19 protein-coding genes are annotated in these 15958 nt (G+C 72.5%); 11 read left to right on the top strand and 8 right to left on the bottom strand.

What is annotated here, in order from left to right; genetic code table 11:
* Nucleotides 1-12 precede the first annotated feature (12 nt).
* The gene (locus tag ACSP50_RS26765; RefSeq protein WP_014692427.1) at nucleotides 13-1065 is read left to right on the top strand and encodes a putative PEP-binding protein; all 1053 of its coding nucleotides are present in this window, start codon (nucleotides 13-15) and stop codon (nucleotides 1063-1065) included.
* A gap of 116 nt (nucleotides 1066-1181) precedes the next feature.
* Here ACSP50_RS26765 and ACSP50_RS26760 read toward each other — a convergent pair whose 3' ends face one another.
* Complete coding sequence (locus ACSP50_RS26760) at nucleotides 1182-1886, bottom strand: GAF and ANTAR domain-containing protein (RefSeq protein ID WP_043512257.1); 705 nt, start codon at nucleotides 1884-1886, stop codon at nucleotides 1182-1184.
* Nucleotides 1887-2012: 126 nt separating this feature from the next.
* On the opposite strand from ACSP50_RS26760, the gene ACSP50_RS26755 reads away from it, so the two are divergent.
* The gene (locus tag ACSP50_RS26755) at nucleotides 2013-2336 is read left to right on the top strand and encodes an STAS domain-containing protein (RefSeq protein ID WP_014692425.1); all 324 of its coding nucleotides are present in this window, start codon (nucleotides 2013-2015) and stop codon (nucleotides 2334-2336) included.
* A 174-nt stretch (nucleotides 2337-2510) separates the two neighbouring features.
* The gene (locus ACSP50_RS26750) at nucleotides 2511-3218 is read left to right on the top strand and encodes a GAF and ANTAR domain-containing protein (protein ID WP_014692424.1); all 708 of its coding nucleotides are present in this window, start codon (nucleotides 2511-2513) and stop codon (nucleotides 3216-3218) included.
* Here ACSP50_RS26750 and ACSP50_RS26745 read toward each other — a convergent pair.
* Nucleotides 3215-3607: a hypothetical protein gene (locus ACSP50_RS26745; protein ID WP_014692423.1), complete on the bottom strand. Its 393-nt coding sequence runs from the start codon at nucleotides 3605-3607 to the stop codon at nucleotides 3215-3217. The genes ACSP50_RS26750 and ACSP50_RS26745 overlap by 4 nt on opposite strands.
* Before the next feature lie 130 nt (nucleotides 3608-3737).
* On the opposite strand from ACSP50_RS26745, the gene ACSP50_RS26740 reads away from it, so the two are divergent.
* The 5 genes from ACSP50_RS26740 to ACSP50_RS26720 all read left to right on the top strand — a co-directional run bounded on the left by ACSP50_RS26740 (nucleotide 3738) and on the right by ACSP50_RS26720 (nucleotide 7392).
* On the top strand, nucleotides 3738-4433 hold the full coding sequence (locus ACSP50_RS26740) for a dienelactone hydrolase family protein (RefSeq protein ID WP_014692422.1): 696 nt from the start codon (nucleotides 3738-3740) through the stop codon (nucleotides 4431-4433).
* A gap of 6 nt (nucleotides 4434-4439) precedes the next feature.
* Nucleotides 4440-5093: a phosphoribosyltransferase gene (locus tag ACSP50_RS26735; RefSeq protein ID WP_014692421.1), complete on the top strand. Its 654-nt coding sequence runs from the start codon at nucleotides 4440-4442 to the stop codon at nucleotides 5091-5093.
* Nucleotides 5094-5161: 68 nt separating this feature from the next.
* Entirely contained in the window at nucleotides 5162-5884 is a 723-nt protein-coding gene (locus tag ACSP50_RS26730; protein ID WP_014692420.1) for an ABC transporter ATP-binding protein, read from the top strand.
* Nucleotides 5881-6609: an ABC transporter permease gene (locus ACSP50_RS26725; RefSeq protein ID WP_014692419.1), complete on the top strand. Its 729-nt coding sequence runs from the start codon at nucleotides 5881-5883 to the stop codon at nucleotides 6607-6609. The genes ACSP50_RS26730 and ACSP50_RS26725 overlap by 4 nt, the downstream gene beginning before the upstream one ends.
* 150 nt (nucleotides 6610-6759) lie before the next feature.
* A complete protein-coding gene (locus tag ACSP50_RS26720; protein WP_014692418.1) occupies nucleotides 6760-7392 on the top strand; it encodes a TetR family transcriptional regulator in 633 nt (210 codons plus the stop codon).
* Between the two features lie 14 nt (nucleotides 7393-7406).
* On the opposite strand, the gene ACSP50_RS26715 is transcribed toward ACSP50_RS26720, so the two are convergent.
* Nucleotides 7407-8624, bottom strand: coding sequence for a methyl-accepting chemotaxis protein (locus tag ACSP50_RS26715; protein WP_014692417.1), 1218 nt, complete (start codon nucleotides 8622-8624; stop codon nucleotides 7407-7409).
* Between the two features lie 408 nt (nucleotides 8625-9032).
* Here ACSP50_RS26715 and ACSP50_RS26710 point away from each other — a divergent pair, with 408 nt between their 5' ends.
* Nucleotides 9033-9245, top strand: a complete 213-nt coding sequence (locus ACSP50_RS26710; protein WP_014692416.1) for a hypothetical protein — start codon at nucleotides 9033-9035, stop codon at nucleotides 9243-9245.
* Nucleotides 9246-9358: 113 nt separating this feature from the next.
* Here ACSP50_RS26710 and ACSP50_RS26705 read toward each other — a convergent pair whose 3' ends face one another.
* From ACSP50_RS26705 to ACSP50_RS26685, 5 genes are all read right to left on the bottom strand, one after another.
* A complete protein-coding gene (locus ACSP50_RS26705) occupies nucleotides 9359-9853 on the bottom strand; it encodes an ATP-binding protein (protein WP_014692415.1) in 495 nt (164 codons plus the stop codon).
* A gap of 90 nt (nucleotides 9854-9943) precedes the next feature.
* Complete coding sequence (locus tag ACSP50_RS42315) at nucleotides 9944-10147, bottom strand: hypothetical protein (RefSeq protein WP_014692414.1); 204 nt, start codon at nucleotides 10145-10147, stop codon at nucleotides 9944-9946.
* 79 nt (nucleotides 10148-10226) lie between these two features.
* Complete coding sequence (locus tag ACSP50_RS26695) at nucleotides 10227-10853, bottom strand: hypothetical protein (RefSeq protein WP_014692413.1); 627 nt, start codon at nucleotides 10851-10853, stop codon at nucleotides 10227-10229.
* 155 nt (nucleotides 10854-11008) lie between these two features.
* Nucleotides 11009-11761, bottom strand: a complete 753-nt coding sequence (locus ACSP50_RS26690; RefSeq protein ID WP_014692412.1) for an NADPH-dependent F420 reductase — start codon at nucleotides 11759-11761, stop codon at nucleotides 11009-11011.
* Between the two features lie 21 nt (nucleotides 11762-11782).
* Nucleotides 11783-12391: a TetR/AcrR family transcriptional regulator gene (locus ACSP50_RS26685; RefSeq protein WP_014692411.1), complete on the bottom strand. Its 609-nt coding sequence runs from the start codon at nucleotides 12389-12391 to the stop codon at nucleotides 11783-11785.
* Nucleotides 12392-12469: 78 nt separating this feature from the next.
* Between ACSP50_RS26685 and ACSP50_RS26680 the strand changes: the two genes are divergently transcribed.
* Entirely contained in the window at nucleotides 12470-13465 is a 996-nt protein-coding gene (locus tag ACSP50_RS26680; RefSeq protein ID WP_014692410.1) for an NADP-dependent oxidoreductase, read from the top strand.
* 174 nt (nucleotides 13466-13639) lie between these two features.
* Nucleotides 13640-15943: a transcription elongation factor Spt5 gene (locus tag ACSP50_RS26675; protein WP_014692409.1), complete on the top strand. Its 2304-nt coding sequence runs from the start codon at nucleotides 13640-13642 to the stop codon at nucleotides 15941-15943.
* The last annotated feature ends 15 nt before the right edge of the window (nucleotides 15944-15958 follow it).

Below are 15958 nucleotides of genomic sequence, written 5' to 3'. Positions count from 1 at the left end.
GGAGGTTCGCGCATGGATGATCCCGGGATCGCCTACGGATACGGCCGGCACCGCGGCCTGCTGGTGGACCGCAGCGGAGTCGAGGAGATCGTCTTCGGCCGGGTCCTGCTCTACCTGGAGAAAGCTGACACCGACCTGATCAACGCCTTGGCCGCGCGGCTGTCCGGGGTGATCATCGAGGAGCCGGTCACGCCGTACGCGCCGGAGGCCCGCGCGCTGTGGGCGCTGCCCGTCCCGGTGCTCACCGGAGTCCGGGTCGACGACAGCTGGCTGGGTCACGAGGTGGTCGTCGACTTCGACGCGGCCACCACCGCGCCGCCCGCCCCGGCCACCGCCGGCCTACGCCTGCACGCCGAGGTGTCCAGCCCGGCCGAGGCCCGCGACGCCGGGCACCTCGCCGACGGCTGGGCGCCGCTGCGCGCCGACGATCTGCGCGCGCTGTCCGCCGCCGACCGCGACCAGCTCTGGGCCCACCTGGCCGACTCCGGCCGCCCGCTGCCCGCCGTGCGCTACTTCGACGAGCCGGCCGGCAGCCCACCGGCCGCCTCCTTCGGCCGGCGCGGCGTCCGCTCCCCGCTCCCGGAAGATCTTGATTTCCTGGGTACGGTGATAGCGGCGTCCCCCCTCGACGATCCGCTGGTGGTCCTCCCGATGGTCGCCGTGCGCGCCGAGATCTCCGCCTTCGCGGCCCTCGCCGACCCGGCCTGGCGACTCGGCCTGGACGTGGCCACCCCGGCCGCCGCCCTGGCCGTCGCCGACCTGGTCGACGACTGCCACCTGCTCCGGATCAGCAGCGGCGACCTGGCCCAGCACACCCTGGTCTGGGACCGCAGCACCCGCAACGACACCCTGCTCCCGCCCGACCGGCTGCCCACCGTGATCACCCAGCTGGTCGAGTGGTCGGCGTCGGTCGCGGCGACCCGCTCGATCCCCTGCCAGGTCTCGATCGACCTGCGGCCCACCCCGCAGCTGCACGACCAGCTGCGGGCCGCCGGGGTCACCGAGATCTCCTGCCCGCCGCCGCTGATCCGGCACTGGCGTCACCTGCTCGACCGCTCGGTCTGAGCGCGGCGGGCGGCTTCCGCGCGTACCACCGCAAGCGCGGCCGGAATCGGCCGCAGCCCACCGCCGGACAGCGGTCAGCGCCCGCCGGACAGCGGTCAGCGCCCGCCGGACGGCGGTCAGCGCCGCTGGGCCCGGTCGACCAGCTCGGCGGCGACGTCGCGCAGCTTGCGGTTCGACTCCTGGGAGGCCCGGGACAGGATCGTGAAGGCCTCGTCGGCGGTGCAGTGCCGCTGGCCCATGATGATGCCCTTGGCCTGCTCGATCACCGCCCGGCCCGCCATCGCCGCCTGCAGGTGCCCGGCCAGGGTCACCGTGGTGTCGTACAGGTGGGCGTTGGCCAGCGCCACCGCGGCGTACCCGGCGAACGTCTCGGCCAGCACCACCGCATCGTCGTCGAACGCCTCCGGCGTCTCGGCGTAGATGTTGAGCGCCCCGGCCACCCGTTCCCGGATCGGCAGGCCGACACTGAGCGCACAGTTCACCCCGGCGTCGGCGGCCCGCTCCTCCCAGCCGGGCCAGCGGCGCTCCGTGCGCACGTCGCCGACCAGCAGGGTGAGGCTCTGCCGGCAGGCGTCCAGGCACGGGCCGGAACCCATTTCGTACTGCCACTTGTCGATGTGGTCGGCGGCCGGGCCGGTGCTCGCCGCGGTGTGCGGGCCCCGGTCGCGAATCAGGGTCACCGACACCTCGTACGCGCCGGGAATGCTCCTCTTCGCCAGATCCGCGACCGTGGCCAGGACGCCCTCCAGATCGGTGTCACCGAGTTTGATCCGGCTCAGCTCGCGGAAGGCGACCGTGGGGTCCATCGGTTCCTGCGTCATGGTTGCCGCATACCCGTTTCACGCCGCGCCGATCAGCGGAGCACCGCCGGCTCTGTCACCGGCTAGGGTGAGGACGGGTCAAGCCACGTGCCCGTGCCATCGCCTGCCGACGGTGAGGGATGCCGCGTGCCCGTCGAACCCCCGCTGACCGTGTTCTTCCGTCACCTCACCGCCGACTCCGCCCTGCTGCTCGTGCAGGGTGAGGTCGACGCGGGCACCGCCGGTGTGCTGACCACGGCGCTGAACCACGCCGTCGGCGCCTACCCGCTGGTGACCTGCGACCTGAGCGGGGTCACCTTCTTCGGCGCCGAGGGGGCGCACGCGATCGCGCTGGCCCGCGCCCGCGGTCACGCGCAGGGGCACGTCCTGGAGCTGGCGGGCGCCCCGGCGATCGCCCGGGACGTCCTGCTGATCGCCGGACTCGGCACCATGCTGCGAATCTCCGGGTGAGTTTCGGTATCATCGACGTCCTGCGGCCGATGTCGGGCACGACATCGGCGAACCAGCGTCAAGCAGCGGCGCGGGACCGAGAGCCTTGCGGCTCTCCGGGCAGCGACACCGGCTAACCCAGAGCGAGTCGCCACCGGCGGCCCGCCGCTCCGCTGCGGGGAAACACAGACGTTGATGGCGCACGACCGGCCCGAATCAGCCGCGGCCTTCACGGAACTCGGCCGCATCAAGCTCGGTGAGACCGATCTCAACGGCGTCCTCGACCGGGTCGCCGACCTGGCCCGGCGGACCCTGCCCGGCGCCGGGCAGGTGTCCATCACGTTGGTCCGCAACAGGGCCGCATACACCGCGGCGCAGACCGGCGAGAGCGCGCTGCGGCTCGACGAGCGGCAGTACGCCCAGGACCGCGGGCCGAGCCTGGAAGCGGCCGCCGGCAAGACCACCGTGCACGTCCCGGACACCGCCACCGAGCCGCGCTGGGACGGCTGGGGCGAGCACGCCGCCGCGGCCGGCATCGGCAGCGTGCTGGCGGTCGGGCTGCCGATCGTGGAGAACGTCAGCGGGGCGCTCACCATCTACGGCGCGGCGGCCGGCGCCTTCGACGAGGCGGCGATCACGCTGGCCCAGACGTTCGTCCGGTACGCCGCGGTCGCCCTGGCCAACGCCCACCTGTACGACACCACGGCGACGCTGGCCCAGCACATGCAGGCGGCGATGGCGGGCCGGGCGGTGATCGAGCAGGCCAAGGGCATCATCATGGGGGAGCGGCGGTGCACCGCCGACGAGGCGTTCGCCATCCTCACCCGGGTGTCCCAGGATTCCAACCGCAAACTGCGCGACGTCGCCGCCGCCCTGGTCGAGCGCACCCAGCAGCGGGGCTAGGCGGTCACGTCCAGGCGGTTGCCGTCGTCGCGCCGGGACAGGTGGCGCAGGGCCGGCTCGAGATATCCGGCCACCGGGTTACGGCCGGTCCCGCCCTGGTCGTACCGCCGCGAAAGATCTTTGAGGTAGGCCGCGGTCACCTCCTGACCGGGCGCCAGCCGGCCGGCCGCCCGGTCCGCCGCGATCGCCGCCGCCAGCGAGTTGATCCAGCCGGCGTTCTTCGGGCCGTCCCCGATCCGCTGACCGGTGGCCTGGTAGATCAGTTCCCGGTCCCGGTCGGTGAGCGAAGCGGCGTCGTCGCGCGCGTTCTGGTGACGTTCCCGGGCGGACGGCCGGACCGGTGTCACCGATGGCGTCTGCAGGGCACGGTTCAACCGGGAAACGGACATCGGGCCGGAACCTCCTGGGCACTCGTCCTCCTCCAGATCGGCCGCCCGCCACGGCACCTGAGGACGCGTACGGTGGGATCTGACTCCCCGGATCGCAGGCCGCGCCACGGCCGCGCAGAAAGGGACGACCATGACCACCTGGACCACCACGGAACGGATCGACCTCGGCCCGGTGCGGCTGGAGGCCGACCTGACCCTCACCGAACACGCCACCGGCGTGGTGCTCTTCGCGCACGGCAGCGGCAGTTCCCGGCACAGCCCGCGCAACCGTGCGGTGGCCCGGGAGCTGCACCGCCGCGGCTTCGCCACCCTGCTGGCCGACCTGCTCACCACGCGGGAGGACACCCGGCCGCAACGGTTCGACATCGGACTGCTCGCCGACCGGCTGGTCGGGCTGGTCGACTGGCTGCGCGCCCAGCCGGCCACCGCGCCGCTGCCGCTCGGGCTTTTCGGCGCCAGCACCGGCGCGGCCGCCGCCCTGGTCGCGGCCGCGGCCCGGCCCGAGGCGGTCCGCTCGATCGTCTGCCGCGGCGGCCGGCCCGACCTGGCCGGCCCGGCCCTGATCGAGGTGCTGGTGCCCACCCTGCTGATCGTCGGCAGCCGGGACGAGGCGGTGCTGGAACTCAACGAGCAGGCCCGCAACACCATGCGGGTGCACGCCGAACTGCGGATCATCCCGGACGCCACCCACCTGTTCGAGGAGCCCGGCGCGCTGGAGACGGTCGCCGAACAGGCGGGGGAGTGGTTCGGGGCGTTCCTGACCGCGGTGCCCTACCGGCGGCATCCGGCGCTGGACCACGTCGCCACGGCCCGCCGCTGGGGCTGACCTCCGATGATCTTTCGGGATCGGACGGACGCCGGCCGGCGCCTGGCCGAGCGGGTCGCCGAGGCGGTCGGCCCGGTCCGGACCCGCCCGCTGGTGCTGGCGCTGCCCCGCGGCGGCCTGCCGGTCGCCGCGCCGATCGCGCTGCGGCTCGGCGCCGAGTTGGACATCGTGGTGGTCCGCAAGCTGGGTGCGCCGGGCCGCCCGGAATTCGGCCTGGGGGCCGTCGCCGAGGACGGCCCACCGGTGTTCGACCCGGACAACCTGCGGTATGCCGGGCTCACCGAGGAGGCGATGGACGGCACCCTGGCGGTCGAGCGCGAGGAACTGGCCCGTCGGGTGCGCCGGTACCGGGGTGAGCGCCCGGCCCCGCGGGTCACCGGCCGGGTCGTGGTGCTGGTCGACGACGGCCTGGCCACCGGGGTGACCGCGCGGGCCGCGCTGCGCTGGGTCCGCGGACGGGCGCCGGTGCGGCTGCTGCTGGCCGTGCCGGTCTGCGCACCCGAGGCCCGCGACCTGGTGGCGCGGCAGGCGGACGGGGTGGTGTGCCTGAGCGCGCCGCCGGAATTCTTCGCGGTCGGGCGCTGGTACCACGACTTCGGCCAGCTCACCGACGAGGACGTGGACGCCGTGCTGGATAGATTTCATCATACGTTGAAATAGCCTCTCGACCGCGGACGGGAATTCATCTAGCGTTGAGTTCAACACTTGATGAGTTCTTGGGAGGAACCATGGACACCGCGATCGAGGTCCACGACCTCGTCGTCCGCCGCGGCCCCAGGACGGTCCTCGACCGCTTCTCCTGCGCCGTCGCGCGCGGCAGCGTCACCGGCCTGCTCGGCCCCAGCGGCAGCGGCAAGACCACCCTGATGCGCACCATCGTCGGCGTGCAGGTGGTGGCCGGCGGCACGGTCACCGTCCTCGGCAGCCCGGCCGGCGCCCCCGCCCTGCGCCGCCGGATCGGATACCTGACCCAGGCGCCCAGCGTCTACGCCGACCTCACCGTCCGGGAGAACGCGCGCTACTTCGCCGCCCTGCACCGGCTCGGCCGCGACGCCGCCGACCGCGCCCTCGAAACGGTCGGCCTCACCGCCGCCGCCGGCCAGCTCGTCGCCGACCTCTCCGGCGGCCAGCGCAGCCGCGCCTCGCTGGCCTGCGCCATCGTCAGCCGCCCCGAACTGCTCGTCCTCGACGAGCCCACGGTCGGGCAGGACCCGGTGCTGCGCGACGAACTGTGGGCGCACCTGCGCCGGATGGCCGCCGACGGCGCCACCGTGCTCGTCTCCAGTCACGTCATGGACGAGGCGAACCGCTGCGACCGGCTGCTGCTGATCCGCGACGGCACGCTGATCGCCGACGACACCCCGGCCGCGGTCAAACGGTCCGCCGGCACCGACGACCTCGACCAGGCCTTCCTCACCCTGATCCGCGCCCACGAGAGGGTGTCGGCATGATCCTGCTCAGCACCATCCGGCGGATCCTCACCCAGCTGCGGCACGACCCGCGCACCCTCGCCCTGATCGTGGTCGTGCCGACCCTGCTGATCACGTTGATCTACTTCATGTACGACGGGCAGCCCCGCGCCTTCGACCGCATCGCGCTGACCATGCTCGGCATCTTCCCGTTCATCGTGATGTTCCTGATCACCTCGATCGCCATGCTCCGGGAACGCACCAGCGGCACCCTGGAACGCCTGTTCACCACCCCGGTCGGCAAACTCGACCTGCTCTTCGGCTACGGCATCGCCTTCGGCGCGGCAGCCGCGGTGCAGGCGGCGGTCGCGGCCGGATTCGCCTACTGGATCCTCGGCATGGACGCGGCCGGCGGACTCGGACCGGTCGTGCTGATCGCCGTCGCCAACGCGGTGCTCGGCGTCGCGCTCGGCCTGCTGTGCAGCGCGTTCGCCCGCACCGAATTCCAGGCGGTGCAGTTCATGCCCCTCGTGGTGGCGCCGCAACTGCTGCTCTGCGGGCTGTTCGTGCCGCGCGAGCGGATGGTGGGGTGGCTGCAGGGGATCAGCGATGTGCTGCCCATGTCGTACTCGGTGCAGGCGCTCGGCGAGGTCGGCGTGCACCCGGAGCCGACCGGCACGATGTGGCGCGATCTGATCATCGTGCTGGGCGCGATCATCGTTGCACTCGGGCTGGGTGCCGCGACGCTGCGCCGTCGCACGAGATGATGGCGGCGGTACGCGGGTAGCCGCCCCGCTGTGGCGACCCCGCCCCGGGGCTGGTCGCGCGGGGCGGTCGGCGGCGGTCGCACGCTGGGGGTGCGCGCGTACCGTCGTAGCGCGCGCCAGCTACGTACGTACGGGGAGATGAGGTTTTCCATGGCACGACGGACCGGGCGGCGGCCCGGCAACCCGGACACCCGCGAGTCGATCCTGAACGCCGCCCGGGAAGCGTTCGCCGACAAGGGGTACGACGGGGCCTCGATCCGTGTCATCGCCGCCGGCGCCGGCGTGGACCCCGCACTGGTGCACCACTATTTCGGCACCAAGGACAAGCTGTTCCTGGCCGCGATGCAGGCGCCGATGGACCCGGTGGCACTGATCGAAGCCGCCACCGAGGGCGGCCCGGACGAGGTCGGCGACCGCTTCGTCCGGCTCTTCCTGCGGATCTGGGACGGTCCGGGCGGCGCGGCCGGCGTCGCCCTGCTGCGCTCCACGGTCGGCAGCGAGTGGACCACCAAACTGTTCCGCGAATTCGTGGTCACCCAGATCCTGCGGCGCGCCGTGCCCCGCCTCGGCCTCGACGAGACCGAAGGCCGGCTCCGGGTCACCCTGGCCGCCAGCCAGATGGTCGGCATCGCCATGGCCCGTTACGTGATCAAGGTGGAGCCGCTGGCCTCCGCCCCCGCCGAGGCGATCGTGGCGGCGGTCGGACCCGCCGTGCAACGCTATCTGACCGGGGAGCTGCCGGGCGTCTTCGCATCCGGGGAAGCCGTCGGACCCTCGGCGTAGCGTCCGGGGGCGTTCTATTCTTCGCCGGGGGCGGCGCCCAGCTTGGTCAGGTAGGTGTCGATGTCGTTGCGGACGCTGGTCGGCAGGTCCTGGAACTGCAATCCGATCTCCATCTGGCCGTCCCGCGGCGTCCGGCGCATCACCTTGGCGTCAACGGCCCCGCCCAGTCCGTCGAAGCTGAGCTCCGCCCGGATCACATCGCCGATCTGCACCGGAATGTCCGCTGCCAGCGTGCACCCGAGCCCCTCGGAACTGAGGTCCACCATGTTCGCGGTCACCGGCTGCGGCCGGGACGGCAGCCGCAACCGTACCGTCCCCTCGATCGCCAGCCGGTCGTGCCGCCGGCGTTCCAGGCGTTCGGCCACGTCGGACAGGTCGCCGATCTGCGCCATCGTGGCGTCCACACTGGCGTGCAGCCGCATCACGATGTCGTGCTGCCGGTCGGCGATCCCCCCGAGCTGACGCATCGCGTCCTCGATGTCCCCGACGTCGTGAATGATGGCGCTGAGCGTCTCGCCCATCTGCGCCACGTCCGCCTCCAGCGCGGCGATCGTGCTGGTGATCTGTTCGGTCGAGTCCGCCGTGGTGTCCGCCAGGCTTTTCACCTCGTCCGCGACCACCGCGAAGCCGCTGCCCGCCGCCCCGGCCCGAACCGCCTCGATGGTCGCGTTCAACGCCAGCAGCCGGGTCTGCGAGGCGATCCCGGAGATCACACTGGCGATCCCGGCCACCTGCCGCAGGCTGGCGTTCAGCGCGGTGGCCGCCTCGTCCGCACTCCGCGCCCGCCGCACCAGCGCCTCGGCGGCATCGTTGGTGTGCGACACCCGCTCATGGGTGGCCGCCGCCGCCTGCCGCGCCGCCCCCACCTGCACCACGACGTCTTCCAGCTTCCCGCCGATCACCGCGGCGGTGCTGTCGATCGCCTCCTTGGCCCGCCGCCGCAGCGTCTGCTGCTGCTGTTTCTGCTGCAACCCGGCCGCCTGCGCCTGGGCCGCCCGGTCCTCTTGGAGCTGTTCCAGCTCACTGTCCCGGGCAGCCAGCGCCGCCGACAGCTCCGCGATCCTCTCCCGGGCCCCGGCCAGCGTCTCCGGGCCCGAGCCACCCCCGGCTCCGAACCGCCCCCACACCGTGCCGTCCCCGCCGCCGGGCCCACGCCCGCGCAGCGCCCACGCCGCGCCGGCGCCCAGCACGGCAAGCGCGACCACCAGGGAGATCATGAGCCACACCGGCATCACGCCACGGTGACGGCGCGGAAACGCTCGGGACGCGCCGACAAACCCACGGCCCCTCCCGCACGCACTCGGTACTCACCAGACGCCCCGACGCTACCCGACCAAACCGCCCGATGTACGCACTTCGCCTACCCCACGCCGCCCCGGCCTCCCTGCCCCCATCCCGCCCTGTGCCGCTTCACGTCGCTGACCCCCGCGCCCTCCCGCCACCCCGGGGTCGTCCTCGCCACCTTGCATGACACCGCTCCGCATCGTGCGGGTTGCATCGCCCGACCCCGTCGCCTTGGCCGCTCGGTGCGCCGGGGTGGCAGGCGCGTTGCGGAGGCGAGTGAAAAGTCGTGTGGGGAAAAGCTCAACTCCGTGATCGCCTGCCGATGGTCGGGGCCTCGCGAAGATCAAGGAGACGACATGACCATCAGCATCGGCACTTCGACGCAGTCCTCGGCCTGGGAGACGCACGCGGCGTGGTTGCGGCTCCGGGGCGACTGTCAGCAACTCTTCGACCATGTGGTCGCCGGCGCGAATCGGCGGGAACTGGAGGACGACAAGGTCGCCGTTCTGGAGAGCCGTGATGTCATCGCCCGCCTGGAACCGGGCAGCGGCGTCAACATCCTGGTCTGACCAGGTGCGGGAGTCACGCGCGGCAGGAATCGGTGGTGAAACCGGCCGTGACAGCAGGCGGCTGCACGAGTCACATGCGACCGGAAGCGGGCAGACCGGCGGTTGGTCGGTCGTCACACGGGGGACAGCAGTGCGGAGGCGGTGGCAGCCGGCAGGGTGAAGCGGAAAGTGGAACCGCCGCCCGGATCGTCGGTGGCGGTGATCTCGCCGCCGTGGCGTTCCACGATGCGTTTGCAGATGGCCAGGCCCGGTCCGGTGCCGAGGTAGCCGTCGCCGGCGTGGGCACGGTGGAAGTTGCCGAAGATGGCGTCGTGTCGGCCTTCGGGGATGCCGATGCCGTTGTCGGTGATGCGGACCGTCACCATGCCGTCGGAGGCGTCCGCCGAGATCTGGAGGACCGGGACGACTCCCGGCGCGGTGTACTTGATGGCGTTGCCGACCAGGTTGTCGACCAGTTGCCGGACGAGCACCGGCTCGGCCTGTACCGGCGGCAGGTCACCGATGGTGAACCGGGGTTCCGGCTTGCCGGCCACGACCGCTGCGTCGGCGCGGGCTCCGGTGATGTCGGCGACGATCTCGGCCAGGTCGACCGGGACCGGGGCGACCATGGCTTCGCGGGCCGTGGCGTACGCCAGCCAGGCCGGCGACCACGCCGACGTCGGCCGGTGCGTCGGTGAGCCAGTTGCCGACGCCGAGGATCACGGCCAGGAGCAGGGTGTCGAGTCGCCGGGTCGGCGCGGCGCGGTGGGCGCCGAACCAGACCACCGCCAACCGGCCGCCGGCCAGACGAGACTGACGCCGTCGGCGACCATCGCGGTACGTCGTCCGGCGTAGACCGCGGCGGCATAGACAAGGGCGAAGAGCGCGGTCCGGGCCAGCGAGAGCCGGTAGCCAGTCGTCACCCGCCACCTCCCGCCCGACGTCTGACCTAGCCTTATCGGCCCGGTTCCGCCGGCGCTGAGCGCGGGACATCCGCCCTGTTCAATGCTGATTCCGTTCGTCCGGAAATCGGATCGTCGCGCTCAGCGGACCGACCCGGAGGATGCCGTCGTTCAACGGTACGCATCGCACGCCGCCGCGGCCGCGCAGCGCTTTCCACGCCCCGGGGCCGATGGTCACGTCCATCCAGGCGCACGGGTTGGCTCGCCGGCGCACCGACAGGTGGACCGGCCCGTCCCCGGAGTCGAGGGTCAGCGTCGCCCCGACCAGATCGTCCAGGGTCAGGCCGCCCGGCGATCCGCCCGCTTGGACGGCGGGCGATCCCGCCGCGGTCGGGCCGGGCGAATCAGCCGCCTCGGGGGCGGGCGATCCGCCCGTGTCAGGCGCGGGCGATCGGGCCGGGGCCCCGGCGAGGCGCAGTCCGGCGACGAGGATGTTGCGGCGGGCCTGCGCCAGTCCGGCGCCTGCGGGCAGCGACTCGCGGGCGATCACGGTGATCGACGCGTCCCGGTGCGCGGGATGGTTGAAGTAGCGGTCACCGACGATGCCGAGCCCCGCCCGGATCCGGATCTCGCCGACCGATTCTCCCTCGGGCGCCGGCGCGGGCCCGTCCGCGGGTCGCCCCTCGAACCGGTGCACCGGCGACGCCAGCAGTTCCACGATCTCCACCGCACGACCCTATGTCCGCGCCCGGGATCATCCGGCCGCTAGGGGGTTCGTTCTCGGTGACCGCCCGTGCCCGGGAGCAGCGGTCAGTTATCGGCCGCGGCGCACGACATGATTGATTTGATCTTCGAAGGTGGTCTGCCGATGTCCGGTCCCGATCACTGGATGGCGGCCAGTGCCTCGGCCAGCACGTCCTTGGCGTCGTAGACGTCGACCTCGCGCATCTGCAGCGGGCCGCCGGTTTCGGTGAGGCGTGCGGCTTCGGGGCCGCCGGCGAAGAACGGGGCGAAGCCGAGTTCCTGGATGATCCGGCAGGCCGCCTCGCGGGCGTCGCGCTGGTTGGTGCAGACGAATTCGGCGAGGAGCGGGTCGTGCCCGCGGCGACGGTCGAGGACCTCGGTGGAGATCGTGTTGAAGGCTTTCGCCCAGTGCGCCTCGGGCGCCCAGTCGATCAGCGTCTCGAACCCGCTCTTGGTGGAAAAGCCCAGCTCGCGACTCGTACCGGGATTGTCGGGAACCCGGACGAAGGCCGGGATCTCCAGCGCCGACGGGAAGCCGGGGGCGAACGCGCCGAGGCCGCCCGGCCCGGGTGCGCCGGGCATCATGCCCTCGGTCGGCGCGCTCATGAACGACGGGTTGGTGGCGTCGATGACCACCTTGCCGGCCATCGCGTCGTGCGCGATGTCGATCGCTTCGCGGGCCGAGTCCCAATTCGGCGCGAAGAACAACATCTCGCCGAAGACGGCCGCTTCGGGGATCGTCATCGCGCGGATGTGACCGTCGCCGTGCTCGACCAGGTCGGTCAACCGGTCCGGATGCCGGGAGGTGACCGCCACGTCGTGTCCGCTTTCGGCACACCATGTTGCCAGAGTGCCGCCGAGCTGCCCTGCCCCAATGACACCGATTCGCATGCTCCCAGCGTGCCTGGTGGATCACTCGGACGCGTGGTGAACCGGGAAAACGCCGTACATCATCCGCAGCTCGACGGTGACCAGGTGGTCGACCAGCGCTTGCGGGTCGGTCGCGGCGGCGAATGCGGCGGTGCGCAGGTCGTCGATGAGCTCGGCCAGGATCCGCGCCGGGGGGCCGTCCGGGGCGAGGCCGGCGGCGCGATCCCGGGTGATCCGGGCGGCGAGCAGGTCGACATGTGCCTCGCGCAGGCCCGCCCGCCACCGGGCGATCGGCGGGCAGCCGGGGGCGGCGGCGAGCGCCCCGGCGATGAGCCGGCCCTGGTCACGCCAGAGGACGGCGAGGGCGGTGAGGGAGCGGCGCAGGGCCGGCGCGTCCGGGCCGGTGCCGTCGAGCCAGGCTTCGGAGTCGCGGCCGAGCTCGCCGGCCAGTCCGTGCAGCAGCGCGACGACAACGGCCAGCTTGGAGTCGAAGTAGAAGTAGAAACTGGATCGGGAGATCCGCGCCCCGGCGGCCAGCTCGTCGATGGTGATCTCGGCGAGCGGCTTGCGGGTGAGCAGGTCGCGGGCGGTGTCCAGGATCGCCTGCTCGCGCAGGTCACCCTTGCTCGGGCTGCGGCGGCGGGGGGTCATGTGAATCACGATAACGCGCTGTCCAGTATTTTCGACGTAGTGTCGATTCCAAGTTTCCCGACGTCACAGGAGCGTTCGATGCAGGAGATCCGCCTTGCCAGCCGGCCCACCGGGTGGCCGACCGCCGACAACTTCGAGCTGGTGGAGCTGCCCACCCCGGAGCCCGGGCCGGGCCAGATCCTGGTGCGCAACCAGTTCATGTCGGTCGACCCGTACATGCGCGGGCGGATGAACGACGTGAAGTCGTACGTTCCGCCGTTCCAGATCGGCGCGGCCCTCGACGGCGGGGCTATCGGCGAGGTCGTCGCCTCGAACGCGGCCGAGGTGCCGGTCGGGGCGACCGTGGTGCACGGTCTGGGCTGGCGGGACTATGCGGTGCTGGACGCCGGGCACGCGCGGGTCGTCGACCCGAACGCCGCGCCGACGCTCTCCGCCTACCTCGGGCTGCTCGGCATGACCGGTCTGACGGCTTATGTCGGCCTGCTCGACATCGCCCAGTTCCGCGAGGGTGACGTGGTCTTCGTGTCCGGCGCGGCCGGTGCGGTCGGCAGCGTCGTCGGCCAGATCGCCAAGCTGCGCGGGGCCAAGCGCGTGATCGGCAGCGCCGGCTCGGCCGACAAGGTCCGCCACCTGGTCGACGACCTGGGCTTCGACGCGGCGTTCAACTACAAGGACGCGCCGGTACGGGATCAGCTGCGGGCCGCCGCGCCCGACGGGATCGACGTGTACTTCGACAACGTGGGCGGTGACCACCTGGAGGCGGCGATCGGGTCGCTGAACAAGTTCGGCCGGGTCGCGCTGTGCGGGGCGATCGCGCAGTACAACGACACCGCGCCGCCGGCGGCCCCGCGCAACCTGGCGCTGGCCATCGGCAAGGAGCTGACCCTGCGCGGCTTCATCGTCGGCAACCACGGCAACCGGATGAAGGACTTCGTCGCCGAGGTCGGCGGCTGGCTGCGGTCCGGGCAGATCTCCGCCCAGGAGACGGTCGTCGACGGTCTGGCCAACGCGCCCGAAGCGTTCCTCGGTCTGATGCGCGGGGAGAACACCGGCAAAATGGTGATCAAAATCTAGGGATCGTTCAGTTTACCTGGTGGTGAGCTGTCCGAACGGGCAAAAGCCTCGGATCGACCGGGGCTTTTGCCGCTCACCGCGCAGAGTTGATCATTCGGATACGAACCGTCCGGCTACCGGTACTCATCCGTACGGACGACGTCACTGACGGAAAGCAGACACTAGCGTTCCGGTGTGGCAAATCGGTTCCAACTTTGGGGACAAGCTGGCTGGGCCAGCGCCGAGGTCGTCGGCGAGACTCACTACGCGAAGTCGATACGCGCGCTCTTCGGGCCCGACTTCAACCCCCAAGGCACCGACATCACCGTCCCGGTCCAGCTGATCCCCGACCGCAGCAACCGCCACGACCGCAACGCCGTCGGAGTATGGTCCGACAACGCCCTGCTCGGCCACCTGCCCCGGCCGGAAGCCGCCCGTTACGTCGGCGTCCTCACCGCGCTCACCAAGCGGAAGCTGGTGCCCGAGGTCACCGCGCAGATCCACGGCCGCGAATGGGGTGAGTACGAGGGCCGCCCGCCCGCCTTCGTCGCCACCATCCGCCTCGACCTGGGCGAGCCGCACATGCTGGTGCCGGCCAACGACCCGCCCGTGCACGAGCACCGGCTGCTGCCCACCGGTTCCGCGCTGCAGGTCAACGGCCAGGAGCAGCATGTCGAGGCGCTCGCCGCGTTCCAGCGCCCCGAGGGCGAGTGCTGGGCGTATGTGACGCTGCACGAGATGGCCGACCACCTGGTGGAGGTGCGACTCGGTGACGCCCGGGTGGGCGACCTGAGCCCCAAGACGAGCTTCGAACTCGTCCCGGTCCTGCGGTACCAGGCCGAACGCGGCCTGGTGGTGGCGGCCCGCGCGGTGGTGAAGAGCAACGCGGTCAAGACCGAGGTGATGCTGTACGTCGCCCGGGTGCAGGACCTGCCGGAGACCTGGGTCGGCCCGTCGGCTCGCGCCGGCGCGGTCAGCGGCCGGGTGACCCCGGTGTCGCCGGCGGCCACCCCGGTGGTCCCGGCCACCCCGGGCCCGGATCCGGTCGGTCCCGGCGGCGCGTCGACACCGGGCTGGGTGACCGGCAGCGACGCGGTGCCGAGCCGTGCAACCGGCTCCGGCGATGGCGCCCCGGCCTGGGCAACGGGTTCCGGCGCCTCCGCGCCGGCCTGGTCGTCAGCGTCCGGCGGTTCCGCGCCGTCCTGGTCGTCAGGGGCCGGTGGTTCGACACCGGCTTGGACGTCCGGTTCTGGTGACGCTGCCCCGGCCTGGACGTCCGGCACCCATGAGGCCGCGCCGGCGTGGACTTCCGGGACCGGTGACGCCGCGCCGGCGTGGACTTCCGGAACCGGTGACGCCGCGCCGGCGTGGACTTCCGGAACCGGTGACGCCGGACAGACGTGGACGCCCGAGTCCGGCGAAGTGGCGGCGACGAGAGCGTCGGGATCCGGCGACGCCGTGCCGACCTGGGCGTCGACACCCAGCGACGCCCAGCCGACCTGGATGGACCGCAGCGAGCTCGTGCCGGCCTGGGTGCAGCCGAGCGGAACGGTGCCCAGCTGGGCGGCATCGATGAGCGGCCCGGTGCCGACCATCGCCGGCCGGCCGCAGGCGAAGGACCCGGTGGTGCCCGGCGTGGCCGCGCCGCCGATCCCGGGAGTCCCGACGACCCCGGTCCCCGGCGTGTCGGTGTCCGGCGGCCCGGCGTACTCGACGTCCCCGGGCGCCGGCAGCTCGGCTGACTCGGTGTTCGGATCCTCCAGCCGTCCGGTCTCCGGGACGTCGGCTGGTTCGGCGTCCGGATTGCCTGGTCGTCCGGTCTCCGGGGTGTCGGCTGGTTCGGCGTCCGGGTTGTCCCACCGTCCGGTCTCCGGGGTGTCGGCCGGTTCCGCGAGCGGGTTGTCCCACCGCCCGGTCTCCGGAGCCTCGGCCGGTTCCGCGTCCGGTTTGCCGAGCCGGTCCGTTTCCGGAGTCTCGGGGCAGGGCGCCGGGTTGTCGGCCGGCCAGGTCTCCAGCCTGACCGGCGGTTTCCCGAACTCGCCGGCCGGCCGGCCGAACTCGTCGCCCGACCGCGACGGCTCGCAGCCCGACTTCCTCAACGCACCGACCGGGCTTACCCGGTCGCCGGGCGCCGGGGGCCCCGGGACGCCGCCGTCCGGTGGCACCGGCCCGGTCAGCCCGGCCGGGCCGAGCGCCGGCGCGCGGCCGACCGGAATGTTCGGCGGCGCCGGTGAGATCGCCGAAACCACGGTCATCCCGGCGCTGAGTGCCGTGGTGCTGAGCAAACACCAGGCTGCCGGTACGGCTCCGGTCTCCTCGGCCCCCGACCTCAACCGCCACGCCCCGATTCCGCCGGCTCCGACCGGCATCAAGTTCGCCGTGCCGCCGGGCTGGCCGGTCCCGCCGGACGGCTGGTACCCGCCGGAGGGCTGGCATCCGGACGCCTCGTGGCCGCCCGCGCCGGCGGGCTGGCAGTGGTGGGTCCCGACCTGGGAATGATCGTCCTGCGCCGGG

It is taken from the genome of Actinoplanes sp. SE50/110, assembly GCF_900119315.1.
GTDB lineage: Bacteria > Actinomycetota > Actinomycetes > Mycobacteriales > Micromonosporaceae > Actinoplanes.
This window is presented reverse-complemented; position numbering and strand designations above follow the sequence as displayed.

Bases quoted from the DNA above. Each gene is read 5' to 3' on its own strand.
- ACSP50_RS26765 (WP_014692427.1), top strand. From the start codon at position 13: ATGGATGATCCCGGGATCGCCTACGGATACGGCCGGCACCGCGGCCTG.
- ACSP50_RS26760 (WP_043512257.1), bottom strand. From the start codon at position 1,886: ATGACGCAGGAACCGATGGACCCCACGGTCGCCTTCCGCGAGCTGAGC.
- ACSP50_RS26750 (WP_014692424.1), top strand. From the start codon at position 2,511: ATGGCGCACGACCGGCCCGAATCAGCCGCGGCCTTCACGGAACTCGGC.
- ACSP50_RS26745 (WP_014692423.1), bottom strand. From the start codon at position 3,607: ATGTCCGTTTCCCGGTTGAACCGTGCCCTGCAGACGCCATCGGTGACA.
- ACSP50_RS26740 (WP_014692422.1), top strand. From the start codon at position 3,738: ATGACCACCTGGACCACCACGGAACGGATCGACCTCGGCCCGGTGCGG.
- ACSP50_RS26735 (WP_014692421.1), top strand. From the start codon at position 4,440: ATGATCTTTCGGGATCGGACGGACGCCGGCCGGCGCCTGGCCGAGCGG.
- ACSP50_RS26730 (WP_014692420.1), top strand. From the start codon at position 5,162: ATGGACACCGCGATCGAGGTCCACGACCTCGTCGTCCGCCGCGGCCCC.
- ACSP50_RS26725 (WP_014692419.1), top strand. From the start codon at position 5,881: ATGATCCTGCTCAGCACCATCCGGCGGATCCTCACCCAGCTGCGGCAC.
- ACSP50_RS26720 (WP_014692418.1), top strand. From the start codon at position 6,760: ATGGCACGACGGACCGGGCGGCGGCCCGGCAACCCGGACACCCGCGAG.
- ACSP50_RS26715 (WP_014692417.1), bottom strand. From the start codon at position 8,624: ATGCCGGTGTGGCTCATGATCTCCCTGGTGGTCGCGCTTGCCGTGCTG.
- ACSP50_RS26710 (WP_014692416.1), top strand. From the start codon at position 9,033: ATGACCATCAGCATCGGCACTTCGACGCAGTCCTCGGCCTGGGAGACG.
- ACSP50_RS26705 (WP_014692415.1), bottom strand. From the start codon at position 9,853: ATGGTCGCCCCGGTCCCGGTCGACCTGGCCGAGATCGTCGCCGACATC.
- ACSP50_RS26690 (WP_014692412.1), bottom strand. From the start codon at position 11,761: ATGCGAATCGGTGTCATTGGGGCAGGGCAGCTCGGCGGCACTCTGGCA.
- ACSP50_RS26685 (WP_014692411.1), bottom strand. From the start codon at position 12,391: ATGACCCCCCGCCGCCGCAGCCCGAGCAAGGGTGACCTGCGCGAGCAG.
- ACSP50_RS26680 (WP_014692410.1), top strand. From the start codon at position 12,470: ATGCAGGAGATCCGCCTTGCCAGCCGGCCCACCGGGTGGCCGACCGCC.